Genomic DNA, 17179 nt, shown 5'->3' with positions numbered 1-17179 from the left:
TTGCCAGCGGGCCTTCGGGCTTAGAACTGGTAAACCAGACCCAGCGCCACGATGTTGTCGGTAGAAATACCGTTGTTTTTGTAGAAGCTATCGTCTTCGTCGAGCAGGTTAACTTTGTAGTCGACGTAGGTGGACATGTTCTTGTTGAAGTAATAGGTCGCGCCGATATCCACGTATTTAACCAGATCTTTATCGGTAGAGCCGCCAACCAGCTGCAGATCCTTACCTTTAGACTGCAGGTAAGAAAGGGTTGGACGCAGACCGAAGTCGAACTGGTACTGGGCGGTCACTTCGAAGTTCTGGGTCTTGTTCGCAATACCGCCGCCGTTGTCGCTGCTGGAGTTACCGTACGGGGTCATGTTGCGGGTTTCGGAGTACATGGTCGCGAGGTAAACGTTGTTCGCGTCGTATTTTGCACCCAGAGTCCAGGCTTCTGCTTTGTCACCGCTGGCGAACTGGCCGCCGGCGTTGATCTGATCGTTGGTACGATCGGAAGAGGTATATGCTGCACCTGCGGTGAAGCCCATACCGAAGTCGTAGGAAGTAGAAATACCGTAGCCGTCGCCGTTGGCGTTACGGAAGCTGCGGTCACCGTTGTTGGTGCCTTCGCCGCTGCCCGGGTTCTCGTTTTTACCCTGATACTGCAGGGCAAAGTTCAGGCCATCGACCAGGCCGAAGAAGTTGCTGTTACGGTAGGTTGCTACACCGTTAGCACGGCCGGTCATGAAGTTGTCGGCCTGGGTGTAAGAATCGCCGCCGAATTCTGGCAGCATATCGGTCCAGCCTTCTACGTCGTACATGACGCCGTAGTTACGACCGTAGTCGAATGAGCCGTAGTCGCCGAACTTCAGACCAGCGAATGCCAGACGGGTCCAGGACTGGCTATCACCTGAGTTTGTAGATTCAGAGTTGTTCGCCTGAATGTTGTATTCCCACTGGCCGTAACCGGTCAGTTGGTCGTTGATCTGGGTTTCACCCTTGATACCCATACGCATGTAGGTCTGATCGCCGTCTTTTGAACCGTCGTCAGAGAAGTAGTGCAGACCGTCGATTTTGCCGTACAGGTCTAATTTGTTACCGTCTTTATTATAGATTTCAGCAGCATGGGTTGCACCTGCAGCCAGCAGGGCAGGGATCATGAGGGCCAGTACTTTTCTTTTCATTGAAAATAGTCCTTTAGTTGTTTTTTATATACTCGGCTTCCCGAAAGGAAGTGGAGCCATGCTAATAGAGACATATTCATTTGTGGTAAATATCAATTGTTACGATATAAGTAAAATCTAAAATAAATAATACGGAATTTACGACGATAGATTTGATGAATAAATATAAGGGAAATATATAAAATCTAAATTATACAAGCGGTTGTTTGCTGGGTATGATGGGCGCGTTATATGCCTTTTGTCACACAAGTTACACTGTTGCTGTGTGTCCTTAATTTATTTTTAGTCATTTATTAAATTGACAAGCCCGAATAATTATTCGGGCTTTTTTTATTACGCTAATTCTGAATCAGATATTTATTCAGAGGATGACTTCTCTGCTTTTCCCGCCATTTGTGCGAGGAAGTCATAGCGTTTTTGCAGATCCGCTGCGGCGTCTTTCCACAGCTGCTCGGCCACATCCGGCTGCTGAGCGTTCAGGCGACGGAAACGTTGCTCATTCATCAGCGTCTCAGCCAGCGCATCTGACGGCGGACGAGAGTCCAGCGCCAGCGGCAGTTTGCCCTCATCCGCACGACGTGGGTCGAAGCGGTACAGCGGCCAGAAACCGGTAGCGGTGAGCTGACGCATTTGATCGTGGCTCAGCGCCAGATCGTAGCCATGCTCCTCGCACGGGCTGTAGGCAATGATCAGCGATGGGCCAGGATAAGCCTCGGCTTCCTGAATCGCTTTCACCGTCTGGTTCAGCTGGGCGCCGAGGGAGATCTGCGCCACATAGACGTGGCCATACATCATCATGCTGACGCCGAGATCTTTACGCGCTTTACGCTTGCCGTGTTCACCAAACTTGGTGACCGCACCGAGCGGAGTCGCCTTCGAGGCCTGGCCGCCGGTGTTGGAATAGCACTGCGTATCCAGCACCAGAATGTTGACGTTCTCGGTGAGGCTCAGAACGTGATCAAGGCCACCAAAGCCGATGTCATACGCCCAACCGTCCCCGCCAATCAGCCAGATGGATTTCTCCACCAGCGCATCGGCGTCGGTAAGCAGTTCTTGGGCACCGGCAACGCCCGCCAGCTGCTGGCGCAGCGCGGCAACCTGCTCCCGGCGTACTTCCGGCGTGGCCTCGGCGTGCAGCGCCTCATTGAGTTCTGGCGTAATGCTATCGCTGAACTGCGAGAGCAAGCGCATCACGCGCTGGCGATGCTGGTCAACCGTCAGGCGGAAACCAAGACCAAATTCGGCGTTATCCTCGAACAGTGAGTTCGCCCACGCCGGGCCGCGACCGTTGGCGTCGGTGGTGTATGGCGTAGAGGGGAGGTTCCCACCATAAATAGAAGAACAGCCGGTGGCGTTAGCAATCAGCATCCGGTCACCATACAGCTGGGTCAGCAGCTTAATGTACGGGGTTTCACCGCAACCGGAGCAGGCACCAGAGTACTCAAACAGCGGGGTAATGAGCTGAGAGGTTCGAATATCGATGCGCTCCAGGCTGGTGCGATCGATTTCCGGCAGATTGAGGAAGAAGTCATAGTTCACTTTCTCTTCTTCAACATGCTCAAGGCGGGACATCATATTGATGGCTTTGATCTCCGGATTCTGACGGTCTTTCGCCGGGCAGACTTCTACGCACAGGTTACAGCCGGTGCAGTCTTCCGGGGCGACCTGCAGCACATATTTCTGACCGCGCATATCACGGGATTTTACATCCAGTGAATGCAAACTGGCAGGGGCGTGCTCCATCTCTTCCGGGGCGACGACCTTCGCGCGGATAGCTGAGTGCGGGCAGGCGGCGACGCAGTGGTTACACTGGGTGCACAGCGCTTCTTTCCAGATAGGGATCTCTTCGGCGATGTTGCGTTTTTCCCAGCGGGTGGTGCCCATCGGCCAGGTGCCATCAGGCGGCAACGCGGAAACCGGCAGCGCATCGCCGAGGCCAGCAAGCATCGCGGCGGTAACGGTTTTGACGAAATCGGGAGCGGCATCGGAAACCACCGGCGGGCGGTTCGGGCTGCTGGCGTTGACCTGCTGCAGCGGCACTTCTGCAAGTGAATCGCGCGCCATTGCCAGCGCCTGCCAGTTGCGTTCAACCAGCTCCTGACCTTTGCTGCTGTAGCTTTTGGCGATAGCGCCCTGCAGTTCGATGAGCGCACTGTCGCCCGGCAGAATGTTGGTCAGATGGAAAAATGCCATCTGCATGACGGTGTTGATACGCGCCGCCAGGCCGCATTCACGGGCGATTTTCGCAGCGTTCACGACGTAGAAACGCGCTTTCTTCTGGTTCAGAACGGCCTGAACTTCCTGCGGCAGTCGCGCCCAGACTTCATCAGCCGGATAGGGCGTGTTGAGCAGGAAAATACCGCCGGGCTTCAGGCGCTCGGCCATCTGATACTTATCGATAAACTGCAGCTGGTGGCAGCCGACGAAATCAGCCTGTGATACCAGGTAGGCGGAGCGGATCGGTTCATCGCTGACGCGCAGGTGTGAAACGGTTAAACCGCCGGCCTTTTTGGAGTCATAGACGAAATAACCCTGGGCGTACCACGGCGTAGAGTTACCAATAATCTTGATGTTGTTCTTGGTCGCCGACACGCTGCCGTCGCTGCCAAGGCCGTAGAACAGTGCTTCCAGGCGCGCGGTTGAGGGCAGGGTGTTTTCCGGCAGCGGCAAGGAGAGATTAGTGACATCATCATAAATGCCGACGGTGAAGCGCGGCTTCGGCTGGTCAGCGCTCAGCTCGTTGAAAATCGCCAGGACGCAGTCCGGACCAAACTCTTTTGAGGAAAGCCCATAACGGCCGCCAATAACGCGCGGTAGCGTTTCGCGTTCGCCACGGTTGAAGGCTTCCGCCAGCGCGGTCATCACGTCAAGATACAGCGGTTCTGCCTGCGCGCCGGGCTCCTTGGTGCGGTCGAGCACCGCAATTTTACGGACGCTTTCCGGCAGGGCGGCAATCAGATGAGCGGCAGAGAATGGGCGATAGAGGCGAACTTTCAGCACGCCGACTTTCTCTCCATGGCGCTGAAGTTCGTCCACCACCTCTTCGGCGGTACCGATGGCAGAGCCCATCACCACGATCACGCGCTCAGCCTGCGGATGACCGTAATACTCGAACGGGTGGTACTGACGGCCCGTTGCGGCGGCAAAATCGTCCATCGCCTGCTGTACGTGATCGTACACCGCGTTGTACCACGGGTTAGTGGCCTCGCGGGACTGGAAATAGGTATCCGGGTTAGCGGAGGTCCCGCGAATCACCGGGTGTTCCGGGTTCAGCGCCCGGGCGCGGTGAGCGTCGATTTCCGCCTGCGGCAGCAGGTTCAAAATGGTGTCGTCCGCCAGCGGGACAATCTTGTTGATTTCGTGCGAGGTGCGGAAACCATCAAAGAAATGAATAAATGGCACGCGACTTTTCAGCGTCGCCATCTGCGAGATTAACGCGAAATCCTGCGCTTCCTGCACGCTTGCCGCGCACAGCATCGCGCAGCCCGTCTGGCGTACCGCCATGACGTCAGAGTGATCGCCGAAGATAGACAGTGCGTGGGTGGCGACTGTTCGTGCAGCGACGTGCAAAACAAAAGGCGTTAACTGACCCGCGAGCTTGTACAGCGTCGGGATCATCAACAGCAAACCTTGTGAGGAAGTAAATGAAGTGGACAGCGCGCCGGTTTGCAGTGCGCCGTGCACGGTAGCGATAGCCCCGGCCTCTGACTGCATCTCAACCACGCGGGGGACATCACCCCAAACGTTTTTCAGCCCATTACCGGCCCAGGCATCGGCCTGTTCCGCCATCGTGGAACTGGGCGTAATCGGGTAGATGGCGATAACTTCACTGGCACGGAACGCGACGGACGCGACTGCACCATTACCGTCAATAGTAATCATATGACACCCTTACATTGCGCAAAAAAGGGACCCGTGAAACGTCGACGAGTCCTGTAATTATTGGCCAAGTATAGGGCTTTACGCTATGGCGTTGAAGTTACGCGGTCCCGCAGTGCACAAATTGATCCAGGGGATAGAGAAGTGTCTGATTTCGATCAATTTCTGCTAAATCGCATTGTTAATTCAACAGCAGAAAACTGTGAATCTAACGACAAAAGAAGGTTAAAAACTGCCAAATAACACTTTGGTATAGTATTTGTTTATCTTACCGCTGCGCTTGCCATCGGCGCCATAATAGCGATCCTGGCGGCAGAGCTTTTCTTTCACGTCACAGGAAAGACCGGTCGCGAAGGTGAAGGAGGTAGTATCAAACTCGCCCATGGCTTTTAATTTATCGGCACGGGTTTTACCGACATATTTCTCCGTCAGCGGAATGGATACGCCGCTGGCATCGGCACAAATGTACTTATCGCACAGTACGCCTTTTCCCGGTGACCACGGGGTGGCGGTTTCTGGCGTGGCTGCCAGTGCACCGACGCTGAATAACCCTAAAAAGATCCCAATTGCTAATTTCATATTTTCTCCAGAACCGGGCAAATAAATTGCCCGGTCTGTTTATCTGGGTTTATCAGAAGGCGTATTTTACCCCAACGGTCCCCTGAGTGTCACTGTATCCCTTGTCACCGATCTGCTGTGCCACGTTCGCCCACAGCGTCGCCTGACGGTTAATTTTCCCTTCAACACCCAGCTTCAGTTCGCCGATATTTCGTGCGCCGTCCATAGAGGTTCTGACGCCATCCATATTTACACCGTAGTTGTCGGTATTATAAATCCAGTTCGCTTCCACGAAAGGTTCAAATTCGCGCTGGCTACCTTCATCCAGTTTGCTTTGTCCTTTAATAAAGGCTCTTACACCGAGACGCGTCTGGATATTATTGTCACCGGTGCCACTGACGTCGGTACCGTTAATTTCGGTATGGTTGTCGGCTTTCACGCCCATCCAGGTGATCTGCGCCTTAGGCTGAATAAAGACCTGGTTAACCATTCCATTCAGCGTCTGGTACTCACCTGTTTTATGGGTGTAACCCGCTTCGATGGAGGCGGTAAAGCCATTGGATTTGTAGCTTTCAGATGGAAGACCTTCGCCGCTCACGCTGTTGTTGAACCAGTTGTACAGAGCCCAGGTATCGACATAGGTACCCTGTTTGGTGGTGTCGTTGGCATACCAGGTGCCATACACCCCAACGCTGTAGCCGTTCAGGCTGCCGCGAGAGTTGTAGCCGGAGGCGTGCGACACGCTGTGACTTTTCTGATTAGCGTAGCCACCCATCAGGCCGACCAGATAGCGATCAAGACCGTCATTTGACCAGTCGGCAATATCACCGCCAACCTGCATAACATAGCGGTTTGCCTGAGTGGCAATCGCATCATTACCCACATGTGAGCCGGTGTGTCCGCCAATATTGCGCATCCACATAGAACTCACTTTGCCGTTACCGGACATATCGTCCAGGTACTGGGTTTCACCCAGGCGGTCGTGCAAACGCATGGTGAAGATGGTGTTGGCTGCACGCAGGTTATCGATATAGGAACCGATCTCCGGACGTAATACCGGGGCTGATGTCGTCGCGGGGTCGGGCTGTGTTTTCGGGCCAACAGGTGGTTGATTACCCTGGTCCGTCGGTGGAGTGCTCGGCGTCAGCGGTGTCATCGGCTTCACTTCGCGTGACGTTAAGTACCAGGAATCCGGGTTCCCCGCGGTGCCGTCACCGCCTCTGGTCAGTGAGTAATCATACGCACCCGCGGCGATAGTTCCGATATTCTGGCGGTAACCATCTGAAGACGGAGACAGACGGAAGGCGTCAGGTGTGGTGGTACTGCCGTTCTGGGCATCAACCAGCAGGATCCCGGTGTTGGTACGCGCGCCGGTGCCACCGCCGTGTTTGATCACCAAATCGGTATTTCCGTCGGCTTTAGCATTATTCAGCACCAGGCGGTCGCTTGCTGAGCTGTCATCCCCCATGTAGGTTTTGAGGATCAGGGTGCCGTTGTCACCGGTATATTTGTTGCCGACGGTCAGTGTATTACCCGGCTGTGCGCCTGCAAGATTGATAGTACCTTTGTTGTCGATGCCGCCCGCGAGCGTAAAGTTGCTGTTTGGCTGGCTTTCCTGACCGTTCAGCGTGTTGTACGCGGCCACGGTACCATTGTTCACCACCAGGCCGTTGACTAATCCGGTTCCTGCGAGCAGACCATTGCTGCCCACGGTGACATCGGCCGCCGTTGCGCCGTTGAGCACCGCCGTTGGATTCGCCGCATCGCCGACGATAAGCGCACCACCGTCGATGGTGGTGGTACCGGTATAGCTATTCACGTTATTAATAACGGTAATGCCACTCAGTTGGCTGACGTTGCCCAGCCCGCCAATCTTCGGAGAGAAAACATAGTTGCCGGAGGTGTCGGTATGGTTGAACACCAGATTGCTGTTGCTATTAGCGAGAGTTATTTTTTTGGCATTGATGGTTCCCGCAGCCGCAGCCGTCTGCCCCGCTAAGGCGCCGATTGCCACCGTGCCGTTCTCAGCATTGATATAAATACTTTGGGCATTAAGCTGACCCTGATTAGATACCACCAGGGTACCAGTACCAGAGGGTAATTTAGTTGCACTATTTTGAGTACCGATGTTCAGTTCTCGTGCACCAATATCCCAAAGAGAGCCAGGACCATCGATAGTCACGTCACCTTTACCCGCTGCGTCATCGGCAGGGCTGCCCCCGGCAATGGATCCGCCAGCGCTTTTCACTACACCACCGTTAGTGATGCTCATGCTGCCGGTTCCTGCACCCCCGACGATCATCGGACCGCTGTTAATTACCCAGCTTGAACCCGAACCATCGACATTAACCGTACCGTTAGCATTTTTCCCCCAGCCGACAGTGGTGGCAGAATTGCTAATGATAGAGCCACCGTTACTGATGGTCACCGAACCGGTGCCACTGGTACCTACGGTTATCCCCGATGAGGGGGTTACAGTGGCTAACAACTGCGAGCCGGCGCCATCCACCACAACAGTACCAGTACTGTTATCGTTCTGACCGACGTTCATGAACACCAGCCCGACCTTTCCGCCATTGAGGACTTTCAGCGTCCCGGTACCACCTCCGCCAACGGCGGTCGTGCCGTTAGATAGCGCCTGATTGGAGGGATCTACGCCATCGTACCAGGCACCACCGTCAACGGTGATGGTTCCAGCACTGCCTGAATTATATCCGAGGACAGAGCCGTTGGTGCCGGAAGTGGTGGTACTGGACCGAACAACGCCACCTGTAGTGATGGTCAGTGAACCCGTGCTATTTACCCCGGCGTAAATTGCGCCAGGTAAAATCCACGGACTGGTTTGCGATCCGGGTACTGTTTCTGCCGCACCGCTATCAATCACCGTCGCATTTGAGGCGGCAAAAACCGATGCACTCAGCGGTGCAGTAAACAGCAGAGTGGTAATCGCATTTTTAAAAAATATACGCGTGCCGTTATTTTTCGAACGTCGTTTTACAACCATATCAGTACTTCTTTTCATCATTAACTCCAGTGGGGAAACTTTAAGTCTTTTATTAAGATTATCGTTCAGTGTTCAGGCGTGCCGATGCGGCACAGCATTGTTAATTAAAGCTGCGTGATCCTCCGATATTTGCCCGGTGTAACGGTGCTAAATAGCGTTTATCCAAATTGTATATATGCGTGTGTAGCGCCTGTAATATGGCAACGTGAACGATATCCCCATGAAGGGATCAAGAGTTTTTCAGAAAGGAAAAACAAAAAATAATAGACGTACTAATAACCCGCAGGTAGGGGTTTCAAATCGACAAGTTTCCCACGGTTAACGATAATATACCCGCCATCCGAGAGGTCTTTTAAGATTTTGTTCAAGGTACTCCGTGACACGGAAGTACGGTTCAGAATAAAAGTAAAGATCGAAACATCGTCTAAGCTCTCTTGATTATGCTCCCACAGCATTTCAAGGTAGGTTTTGACTATGCTATAGCTATTGGTCGTCCTGGAATTTAGCTCCTCCCTGAAGCAGTAAATCTCAAGATACCATGTGAGTATCAAGGAAACGTCTTTCCATAGTCTTTTCTCTTCCACGAGTTGCATAAAATCATGCAGCTTGAGATACGACAACTTCACATCTGATGCCGTGCGGATATAATGACACTCCCGCTTAGATAACATCGTTGATAAACCAAAAACAGCCTGGTGGTTGACATTCGCTAATATAATGTTGTTATTCACATTGCAGAGCTCGACTTCGCCTGCAGTGAGTGCATAAATCAATTTATCGTCGTGGCGCTTAAAGCGCAAAATCTTTTTTGGTGAAGCGATGACTTCAACTCTTTCAGAATGACTTGTTATCTCTTTGCCAATTTTGGATAGCGCTGTGTGGACCTGCTCATTAAGTGTGTACAGATCGCTATACATAATAACTCCTGAAACCAGCTTGCTTTAAAAATAGAGTATCTAATGTTTTTTTATACTTTATACAAAAAATGAATATAAACAAGATCTGCATTTGTATAAAAATACACAATTTTCATAGGCTTGCATGAATATTATTCATGTGGCTTATGAATACATGAATTGCATCTAACATCATGATTTGTATGAGGATAAATCTGTTTGACCGATTTTTGTGCTCTATAATTATGTGCTGCTGATGAATAAGATTATTAAGTTCTAAATGGGAATTGCGACTTACGTAACTATATAAATATTAAGTAAATAGAATAATTTTGTCTTTTTCAGAACATTGAAATGGCGGTTCTATTTAAGTTCCTGCAGGGTGGTTACCAGCTCCGCAAGTGATCTCGCTCCCAATTTTTCCATCACTCTTGCACGATGAACTTCCACCGTACGAATAGCGATATTCAACTGTTGGGCAATCGTCTTGTTCATATCTCCCTGAATAACACGCAGCGCAATCGCTTGCTCTTTCGGCGTCAGGCTATTATAGCGTTGTTGAATTACATGGCGATGAAACGCAGCGGCAGAAAGTGTGTTAGCCTTATTTAACGATGCAAATAAAGATGGCGCAGAAACGGGCTTCTCAAGGAAATCAACCGCACCCTGTTTCATTTGCTCAACCGCCATTTGAATATCACCATGACCGGTGAGAAATATAACGGCAAGGGTACTCTGTAATCGGCGCAGCTCGCTATATACCTCGTGTCCGTCTTTTCCCGGCATTCGCATGTCGAGCAGTACAACGCCGGGTTCGTATAAATTTGCCTCGCGAAGAAAAGCGTCGCTGTTGTTCCAGCAGGTGACGGCACAATCGATGCTTTCCAGTAGAAAGCGGCACGCGTCGGTGACGGCTACATCATCATCAACAAGGTGTATCACCGTGAAATTCTCCTTTGTGGGGGTCGGGAAGACGCATCGATACGTTAAGCCCATTTTTGCCATCCGGGGCGATGACGTTGCGCAGCAGGATCTCACCGGAGACCTGGCGTAGCAGACGCTGGCAGATGGCAAGCCCTAATCCCATCCCCGACGTTTTTGTGCTCCGGAACGGCTGAAATGCCAGCGGAAGCCGTTCCTCCGGTATGCCGCCTGCGTTGTCCTGCAACGTGATGCAAACCATACCATTTTCGCAGGAGGCCGTAAGCCAGACGATGCTGGCTCCCGCCTGCAGAGCGTTGAGCAGCAGGTTAGTGAAAACCTGATCGAGCAGCGCTGGCGGTAGCATCACCCTGAGTTCTGGCGGCACCCCGGACTGCAGACGGGCAGCGGGGTAGAGCTTCGGAATACGCAAAAGTGACCAGACGTACTGCGCGTTATCGCGCACGGACACGCTGATTTGGGGAAGGTGACTCTGTGGCGACATCGCCCAGGTGCGCAGATTGCGAATAACGTCGCCTCCGCGTGCCGCCTGCTGGTCTATCTGTTCGATAACCGGCAGCAAAGCATGCTGTGGAGTCTCCCGCTGAAGACGAATCGCACAACCCTGCGCGTACTGACGAATCGCGGTCAGCGGCTGGTTAAGCTCATGGGCGAAACCCGAGGCCATCTCACCCAGCAGGCTGAGCTGACGGACTTTTTCGAGGGCAATTTCCTGTTCGCGTAGCCGCTCGCTTGCTGCCTCCAGCGCCTTACCCCGGCGGCGGACCAGCACCATGACCCAAATATAATTACCGGCCAGCAGGAGTAGCACAAGCAGGGCGCTGGTAACGGCGACGCGGTTTTCCTCCAGCCAGCCGTAGAGATCCTGCCACAGGCGAGAGCGGTCGGGGTACTGGTTGACGTTACGTAGCAGCGATTCAACCGCTTTGGTCGAAGCGGGGGCTCCCCAGCGCCACGGTGAAGTATCACCGGCGTTGAGTAACGTGCGCGCCACCGCATCGGCCAGGGTATCGCTGACCTCTGGCATGGCGGCAAAAGACCAGTTGGGATAGGGCGGTGTGCTGGTGAGGCACGGAGCAGTACGAGTGACCATCAGCGCGCGGTAATCATCGCGTTTCACCAGCCCTTCTTTATTCATCGTTTCAAGCAGGCAGGATGGCACCACCGCCGCCTGGATAACCCCTTCGCGTAGTAAATAGAGCAGGGCATCTGCCGGAAAGCCGGTAAAGCGCAGACGAATATCTTCGCCGGGCCGTAGTCCTGCCTCTCTCAGCGCCTGGTAACCCAGGAGATAACCGCCAAACGCCTTAGGATCGACGGCGCCCAGCGTCTTTCCGCGCAGATCTTGCGGGGCATGAATCTCGCTGCTGGCTTTCACCAGAAGGGTACTGCTGATGGTTGCGGCATCTTCGCTCCCAGCGGTGGCACGCAAAGAGGCCAGCCAGCGCAGGTGATAATGGCTATTGAGCTGTACAAACTGCCCGGGATTGGTGAGGACAAACTGCACGCTGCCGGCGTTAACGGCGTCGCGCATCGCGTTCAGATCCAGCGCCCGCAGCTGAAAATGCTCGCCGGGAACGGCGTGATTCAGCTCGTCAATAAGCGGCTGCCAGCGGGTGCGGGTTTCCGCTTCACCGCGCATGGCGAGGATCCCCACCGTCCACTCTGCGGCAAAGGTAGTGCTACAAAACGCCAGTCCCAGCGCCAGCAACAACGGCTTGTTCATCGATTTCCCTGCGTGTGAGCCATTTTCTCTTTGTTTTAAATCAACATTTGTCCGGGTATGTGGTTAACCACAATAGAGCCGGCGGTGAGGCGAATTTTACACTCTACTGCATTGAAGACGTGAGGTCACAACCCGCGCGTCAGAACGTGACTGCGGTGGCGTCGCTGCGCGAAGACGGAGAAACAATATGGATATCAGTAAACGACAGTTTCTGCAAAAACTGGGGGTATTGACCGCCGGCGCGACGCTGGTGCCGGTGGCCGATGCGGGTCTTACGCTGAGCCCGCAAAGGCGCGAAGGTTCGGCAAAACAGCGTTACGCCATGCTTATCGATTTGCGCCGCTGCATCGGCTGCCAGTCCTGTACCGTCAGCTGTGCGACGGAAAACCAGACGCCGCAGGGCGAGTTTCGCACGACGGTAAATCAGTACCAGATCCGCCTTACCCCTGGGGCAGAAACGCACAACGTGCTGCTTCCCCGGTTGTGCAATCACTGCGACGAACCGCCCTGTGTGCCGGTGTGTCCGGTACAGGCTACGTTTCAGCGCCAGGACGGCATTGTGGTGGTGGACAACACCCGCTGTGTGGGCTGCGCCTACTGCGTACAGGCATGTCCCTACGATGCGCGTTTTATCAACCACAGCACCCAGACGGCAGACAAATGCACCTTCTGCGTTCATCGCCTGGAGGCCGGGCTGTTGCCTGCCTGCGTTGAATCCTGCGTGGGTGGGGCTCGCGTTATTGGCGATATCTATGATCCCACCAGCACCATCAGCAAAATGCTGGCGGAGCACAAGGCGGAGATCAAAGTGCTGAAGCCAGAAAATCGCACCGTCCCGCACGTTTTCTATCTCGGCCTTGATGAAGCGTTCGTCACTCCACTCTATGGCCGCGCCCAGCCCGCGCTGTGGCAGGAGGTTTAACATGGTCAACTCGCCGCTCATTGCTGAACTTATCGCGCAGCCTCAGGCTATCAGCTGGCTGCCCTGGGCCGTGCAGTACTTTTTCTTTATCGGCATTGCCGCCAGCGGGGCGCTGCTGGCGGCCGGGCTGCACTGGCGTTGCCCGGAGAATTCCCGTCTTGAGGGCATCACGCTTTTTATCACCCTGACCTGCGCCATTGTGGCACCGCTGGCGTTAACCGCCGATCTCCACCAGACCGCGCGGGTCTGGCATTTCTACGCCTGGCCGACGCCGTGGTCGTGGATGCCCTGGGGCGCCGTTTTTTTACCGCTGTTTACGCTGTTTATCGGCCTGTGGTTTGTGGCGTTTCACCTGCAGCGTTTTACCGGACGCCGCTTCGCGCTGACGCGCTGGGTGGCGGTGGCCGCCGCGCTGACCGCCGTGGGTCTGCTGCTCTATACCGGGCGTGAGGTGTCGGTGGTGCGCGCTCGCCCCATCTGGTTCAGCTATGCCTTCCCGCTGGTCATGTTTTTCAGCGCCATGCAAACGCTACTGGCCCTGCTGCTGGCCGTTGTCCCTGCCACCGGGCGTAGCTCGCGGCTTCTCGCTGCCGGGCAGGCTGGGGCGTTATTGCTGTCTGGCATCACGATGGCGGTATGGCTAAGCGGCGACACGCTTTCCGGTACGGCGTTTCGCCAGTGGCTTGGGTTGAGCGGCCAGGCGCGCGGTTTGGCGATCATCATTCTGGCGCTGTGGTTGTCCTGTCTGGCGCTCGCCGTCTGCGTTAGCCGCAAGGGGGGAGCGAGAACGCTCACGACCCCGGGCGTACTGCTGGCGATGGGGCTCAGTTGGCTGCTGCGCTGGACGTTGCTGATGGAGGTGCAGACGGTGCCGAAATTCAGCGCATTAGTGAACCTTTATTCGCTGCCTTTTGGTAGTGACGGATGGCTTGCGATCGTCGGCACCTTCGGGCTATGGCTGGCGCTCATGATAATGGTGCGGGAAGGTTTGAACTGGATTGCAGGGAGAGTACAACATGGCTAAATTCACGCGTCGTCAATGGCTTAAAGCGGGGCTGGTGCTGGGGGGCGTGTCGGCGTTTGGCCTCAGCTATCGCGAGGTGGCGAAGCGCGCCCTCGACGGAATGGTGAACGGCACCTCCGGTAAAGTCACCCTTAACCGCATCAACGGCAACTCGCTGGTTCCGGAAGGGAACGCTCGCGATGGCTGGCACAGCAACCCGCAGCAGGTGGTCTCAATGACCCAGTGTTTTGGCTGCTGGACGCAGTGCGGCATCCGCGTACGGGTAGATAAAGCGCAGGACAAAATTGTCCGTATTGCCGGAAACCCCTGGCATCCGCTGTCGCAGGAGCATCCTTTCCCGCCGTCGATGACTTATTCCGAAGCGCTGGAGAAAATGGCGGGCGAGAGCGGGCTGGACAGCCGTTCTACCGCCTGCGCGCGCGGTGCAACCCTGCTTGAGGGATTGTACAGCCCGCTCAGGATCCTTCTGCCGATGAAGCGCGCTGGCAAGCGTGGCGAAGGCAAGTGGCAGCGCATCAGCTTTGAGCAGTTGATAAATGAAGTGGTGGAGGGGGGCGATCTGTTTGGTGAAGGGCACGTTGACGGACTGCGGACGATTCGCGACGTCAAAACCCCCCTCGATCCTGCGCGCCCTGGCCTTGGCCCGAAGGCGAACCAGCTGCTGGTGACCAATACCAGCGACGACGGGCGCGACAGCTTCCTGCGCCGCTTTGCACAAAACAGCTTCGGCAGTAAAAACTTTGGTGCTCACGGCTCGTTTTGTGGGCTGGCCTACCGCGCCGGTTCCGGGGCGCTGATGGGGGATTTGCAGAAAAACCCGCACGTGAAGCCCGACTGGGAGCACGTGGAGTTCGCACTCTTTATGGGCACCTCGCCCGCGCAGTCCGGCAACCCGTTTAAGCGTCAGGCGCGGCAGCTTGCCAGCGCCAGACTGCGCGATGATTTCCGCTATGTGGTGGTGGCGCCCGCGCTGCCGCTGACCACGGTGCAGGCCGATGACCGTGGGCACTGGCTGCCGGTCACCCCGGGTACCGATTCGGCGCTGGCGATGGCGATGATCCGCTGGATTATCGACAACCAGCGCTTCAACGCCGGTTATCTCTCGCGGCCAGGCGAAGCGGCAATGCAGCAGGCCGGGGAGAAGAGCTGGACCAATGCCAGCTGGCTGGTGGTGGTGAGCGACTCGCATCCGCTGTACGGACAACACCTGACGGTAAACGCCGTGTATGGCGATGCGCAGCCTGACGCTGGCGCGCTGGTGGTGAGTTCTGCAGGCGTGCTGATGGCGGCGAACCTCTGCCCAGAGGCCGACCTGCTGGTGGAGCGAGAGGTCACGCTGCACGATGGCTCGCAGGTACTGGTCAGAAGCAGTTTTCAGTGTCTGAAACAGGCCGCACAGGCGCAGACGATGGCCGAGTACAGCCAGCACTGCGGTGTATCCCCGCAAAGCATCGCCAGACTTGCCGATGAATTTACCCGTCATGGTCGTAAGGCGGCGGTCATCACCCACGGTGGCATGATGTCCGGAAACGGCTTTTACAGCTCGTGGGCGGTGATGATGCTGAACGTGCTGATCGGCAATATGAGCCTCGAAGGGGGCGTGTTCGTCGGCGGTGGCAAATTCAACGGCGTGGCTGACGGCCCGCGCTACAACATGCAGGATTTCCCCGGCAAGCTGAAGCCAAAAGGGCTCAACATCGCCCGTAGCAACGCGGCCTATGAGGAGTCGGACGAATATAAAGCAAAAACCGCCGCCGGTGCTTCACCGTTCCCGGCGCGTGCGCCGTGGTATCCGTTCGTGGCAGGCCAGCTCACCGAGCTTCTTAGCTGCGCGCTGGAGGGCTATCCGTATCCGCTGAAGGCGTGGATCTCGCACATGAGCAACCCGCTTTACGGTATTCCGGGCATTCGTGCGGTTGCTGAGAAGCATTTGAAGGATCCAACCCGGCTGCCGCTGTTTATTGCTATCGATGCCTTTATGAATGAAACCTCCGCGCTGGCGGACTACCTGCTGCCGGATACGCATAATTTTGAAAGCTGGGGCTTCAGCGCGCCATGGGCGGGCGTGGCGAGTAAAACCACTACCGCGCGCTGGCCGGTGGTAACGCCTGCGGTGGCAAAAACGGCAGAGGGACAGCCCATCGCCATGGAATCGTTCTGTATCGCGGTGGCGAAAAAGCTGGCGTTGCCGGGCTTTGGCGAGGCGGCGATCGTCGACAATGATGGCCAGACATATCCGCTTAACAGCGCCGAAGATTACTACTTGCGGGTGGGGGCGAACATTGCTTTTGCCGGGCAAACCCCGGTTCCGGCGGCGAGTGAGGAGGATGTGGCGCTTTCCGGCGTGAAGCGGGTGTTGCCGCTGCTGGAGAAAACCCTGAAGGCGGAGGAAGTCGGGCGGGTGGCGTACATTTTCAGCCGTGGCGGACGCTTTGCGCCGGAAAGCGCCGGGCGTAAAGAGGGCGTCGTTGGCAACCGTTGGGAAACGCCGCTCCAGCTGTGGAACGCTGACGTGGCTCGCCATCGTCATGCCATCACCGGCGAGCGCTACAGCGGCTGCCCCACGTTTTATCCACCCCGTTTCGCCAACGGCCAGTCTGTGGATGAGGTGTTCCCGCTCAGCCGTTGGCCGCTGAAGCTGATGTCGTTCAAATCGAACCTGATGAGCAGCTCAACGACGGTTATCCCCCGGCTGCACCATGTTAAACCGCTGAACCTGGTGGCGATGCACCCGGATGATGGCGCCCGTTTTGGCGTGCAGCACGGCGACCAGGTGAAAATCAGTACGCCGGGCGGCAGCGCCATCGCGCAAATCAGTCTGCTGCCGGGCGTGATGCCAGGGGTGATTGCTATTGAACATGGTTACGGTCATAAGGAGATGGGCGCGCGTCAGCACTGGCTCGATGGTGAACCGCTGGCGTCAGAAGCGCAGATTGCTTCCGGAATTAACCTTAACGATCTCGGTTTTGGCGATCCGACCCGTGAAGTACCCGGTATCTGGATGGACTGGGTGACGGGAGCGGCAGTGAGGCAGGGACTACCGGCGCGCATTGAGCGGGTTTAAG

General features: G+C 55.6%; 10 protein-coding genes. 3 read left to right on the top strand and 7 right to left on the bottom strand.

Annotated features, from left to right (window positions below; translation table 11 throughout):
- Window positions 1-20: 20 nt before the first annotated feature.
- The 7 genes from ompC to ttrS all read right to left on the bottom strand — a co-directional run bounded on the left by ompC (window position 21) and on the right by ttrS (window position 12168).
- Window positions 21-1163: a porin OmpC gene (ompC, locus tag C7387_RS06955; RefSeq protein WP_038257785.1), complete on the bottom strand. Its 1143-nt coding sequence runs from the start codon at window positions 1161-1163 to the stop codon at window positions 21-23.
- A 357-nt stretch (window positions 1164-1520) separates the two neighbouring features.
- Complete coding sequence (gene nifJ / locus C7387_RS06950; RefSeq protein ID WP_120816373.1) at window positions 1521-5045, bottom strand: pyruvate:ferredoxin (flavodoxin) oxidoreductase; 3525 nt, start codon at window positions 5043-5045, stop codon at window positions 1521-1523.
- A 222-nt stretch (window positions 5046-5267) separates the two neighbouring features.
- Window positions 5268-5621 (bottom strand): YcgJ family protein, encoded by a 354-nt coding sequence (locus C7387_RS06945; protein WP_006819789.1) that lies wholly within the window; start codon window positions 5619-5621, stop codon window positions 5268-5270.
- A 52-nt stretch (window positions 5622-5673) separates the two neighbouring features.
- Complete coding sequence (locus C7387_RS06940; RefSeq protein WP_244922353.1) at window positions 5674-8604, bottom strand: autotransporter outer membrane beta-barrel domain-containing protein; 2931 nt, start codon at window positions 8602-8604, stop codon at window positions 5674-5676.
- Between the two features lie 272 nt (window positions 8605-8876).
- Complete coding sequence (locus C7387_RS06935; protein WP_006819791.1) at window positions 8877-9521, bottom strand: helix-turn-helix domain-containing protein; 645 nt, start codon at window positions 9519-9521, stop codon at window positions 8877-8879.
- Between the two features lie 342 nt (window positions 9522-9863).
- On the bottom strand, window positions 9864-10496 hold the full coding sequence (gene ttrR, locus C7387_RS06930) for a tetrathionate respiration response regulator TtrR (protein WP_120816371.1): 633 nt from the start codon (window positions 10494-10496) through the stop codon (window positions 9864-9866).
- Complete coding sequence (ttrS, locus tag C7387_RS06925) at window positions 10426-12168, bottom strand: tetrathionate respiration histidine kinase TtrS (protein WP_120816370.1); 1743 nt, start codon at window positions 12166-12168, stop codon at window positions 10426-10428. Before ttrS ends, ttrR begins: the two co-directional genes overlap by 71 nt.
- 187 nt (window positions 12169-12355) lie before the next feature.
- Between ttrS and ttrB the strand changes: the two genes are divergently transcribed.
- Genes ttrB through ttrA form a run of 3 tightly spaced genes read left to right on the top strand, consistent with a single transcriptional unit; the run spans window position 12356 to window position 17178 of the window.
- Window positions 12356-13090 (top strand): tetrathionate reductase subunit TtrB, encoded by a 735-nt coding sequence (ttrB, locus tag C7387_RS06920; protein WP_038257770.1) that lies wholly within the window; start codon window positions 12356-12358, stop codon window positions 13088-13090.
- A 1-nt stretch (window position 13091) separates the two neighbouring features.
- Window positions 13092-14114, top strand: a complete 1023-nt coding sequence (ttrC, locus tag C7387_RS06915) for a tetrathionate reductase subunit TtrC (protein WP_120816369.1) — start codon at window positions 13092-13094, stop codon at window positions 14112-14114.
- Window positions 14107-17178 carry a tetrathionate reductase subunit TtrA gene (gene ttrA / locus C7387_RS06910; protein WP_120816368.1) on the top strand — a complete coding sequence of 1024 codons (3072 nt, stop codon included), beginning with the start codon at window positions 14107-14109 and terminating at the stop codon, window positions 17176-17178. The genes ttrC and ttrA overlap by 8 nt, the downstream gene beginning before the upstream one ends.
- Window position 17179: the final 1 nt, after the last annotated feature.

This window comes from Yokenella regensburgei, from assembly GCF_003634235.1.
Classification (GTDB): domain Bacteria; phylum Pseudomonadota; class Gammaproteobacteria; order Enterobacterales; family Enterobacteriaceae; genus Yokenella; species Yokenella regensburgei.
The sequence above is the reverse complement of the archived record's forward strand: the minus strand, read 5'-3'. Positions and strand labels throughout refer to the sequence as shown.

Excerpts from the sequence above, each read along its gene's own strand:
- ompC (WP_038257785.1), bottom strand. The coding sequence starts at position 1,163 with ATGAAAAGAAAAGTACTGGCCCTCATGATCCCTGCCCTGCTGGCTGCA.
- nifJ (WP_120816373.1), bottom strand. The coding sequence starts at position 5,045 with ATGATTACTATTGACGGTAATGGTGCAGTCGCGTCCGTCGCGTTCCGT.
- C7387_RS06945 (WP_006819789.1), bottom strand. The coding sequence starts at position 5,621 with ATGAAATTAGCAATTGGGATCTTTTTAGGGTTATTCAGCGTCGGTGCA.
- C7387_RS06940 (WP_244922353.1), bottom strand. The coding sequence starts at position 8,604 with ATGGTTGTAAAACGACGTTCGAAAAATAACGGCACGCGTATATTTTTT.
- C7387_RS06935 (WP_006819791.1), bottom strand. The coding sequence starts at position 9,521 with ATGTATAGCGATCTGTACACACTTAATGAGCAGGTCCACACAGCGCTA.
- ttrR (WP_120816371.1), bottom strand. The coding sequence starts at position 10,496 with ATGGGCTTAACGTATCGATGCGTCTTCCCGACCCCCACAAAGGAGAAT.
- ttrS (WP_120816370.1), bottom strand. The coding sequence starts at position 12,168 with ATGAACAAGCCGTTGTTGCTGGCGCTGGGACTGGCGTTTTGTAGCACT.
- ttrB (WP_038257770.1), top strand. The coding sequence starts at position 12,356 with ATGGATATCAGTAAACGACAGTTTCTGCAAAAACTGGGGGTATTGACC.
- ttrC (WP_120816369.1), top strand. The coding sequence starts at position 13,092 with ATGGTCAACTCGCCGCTCATTGCTGAACTTATCGCGCAGCCTCAGGCT.
- ttrA (WP_120816368.1), top strand. The coding sequence starts at position 14,107 with ATGGCTAAATTCACGCGTCGTCAATGGCTTAAAGCGGGGCTGGTGCTG.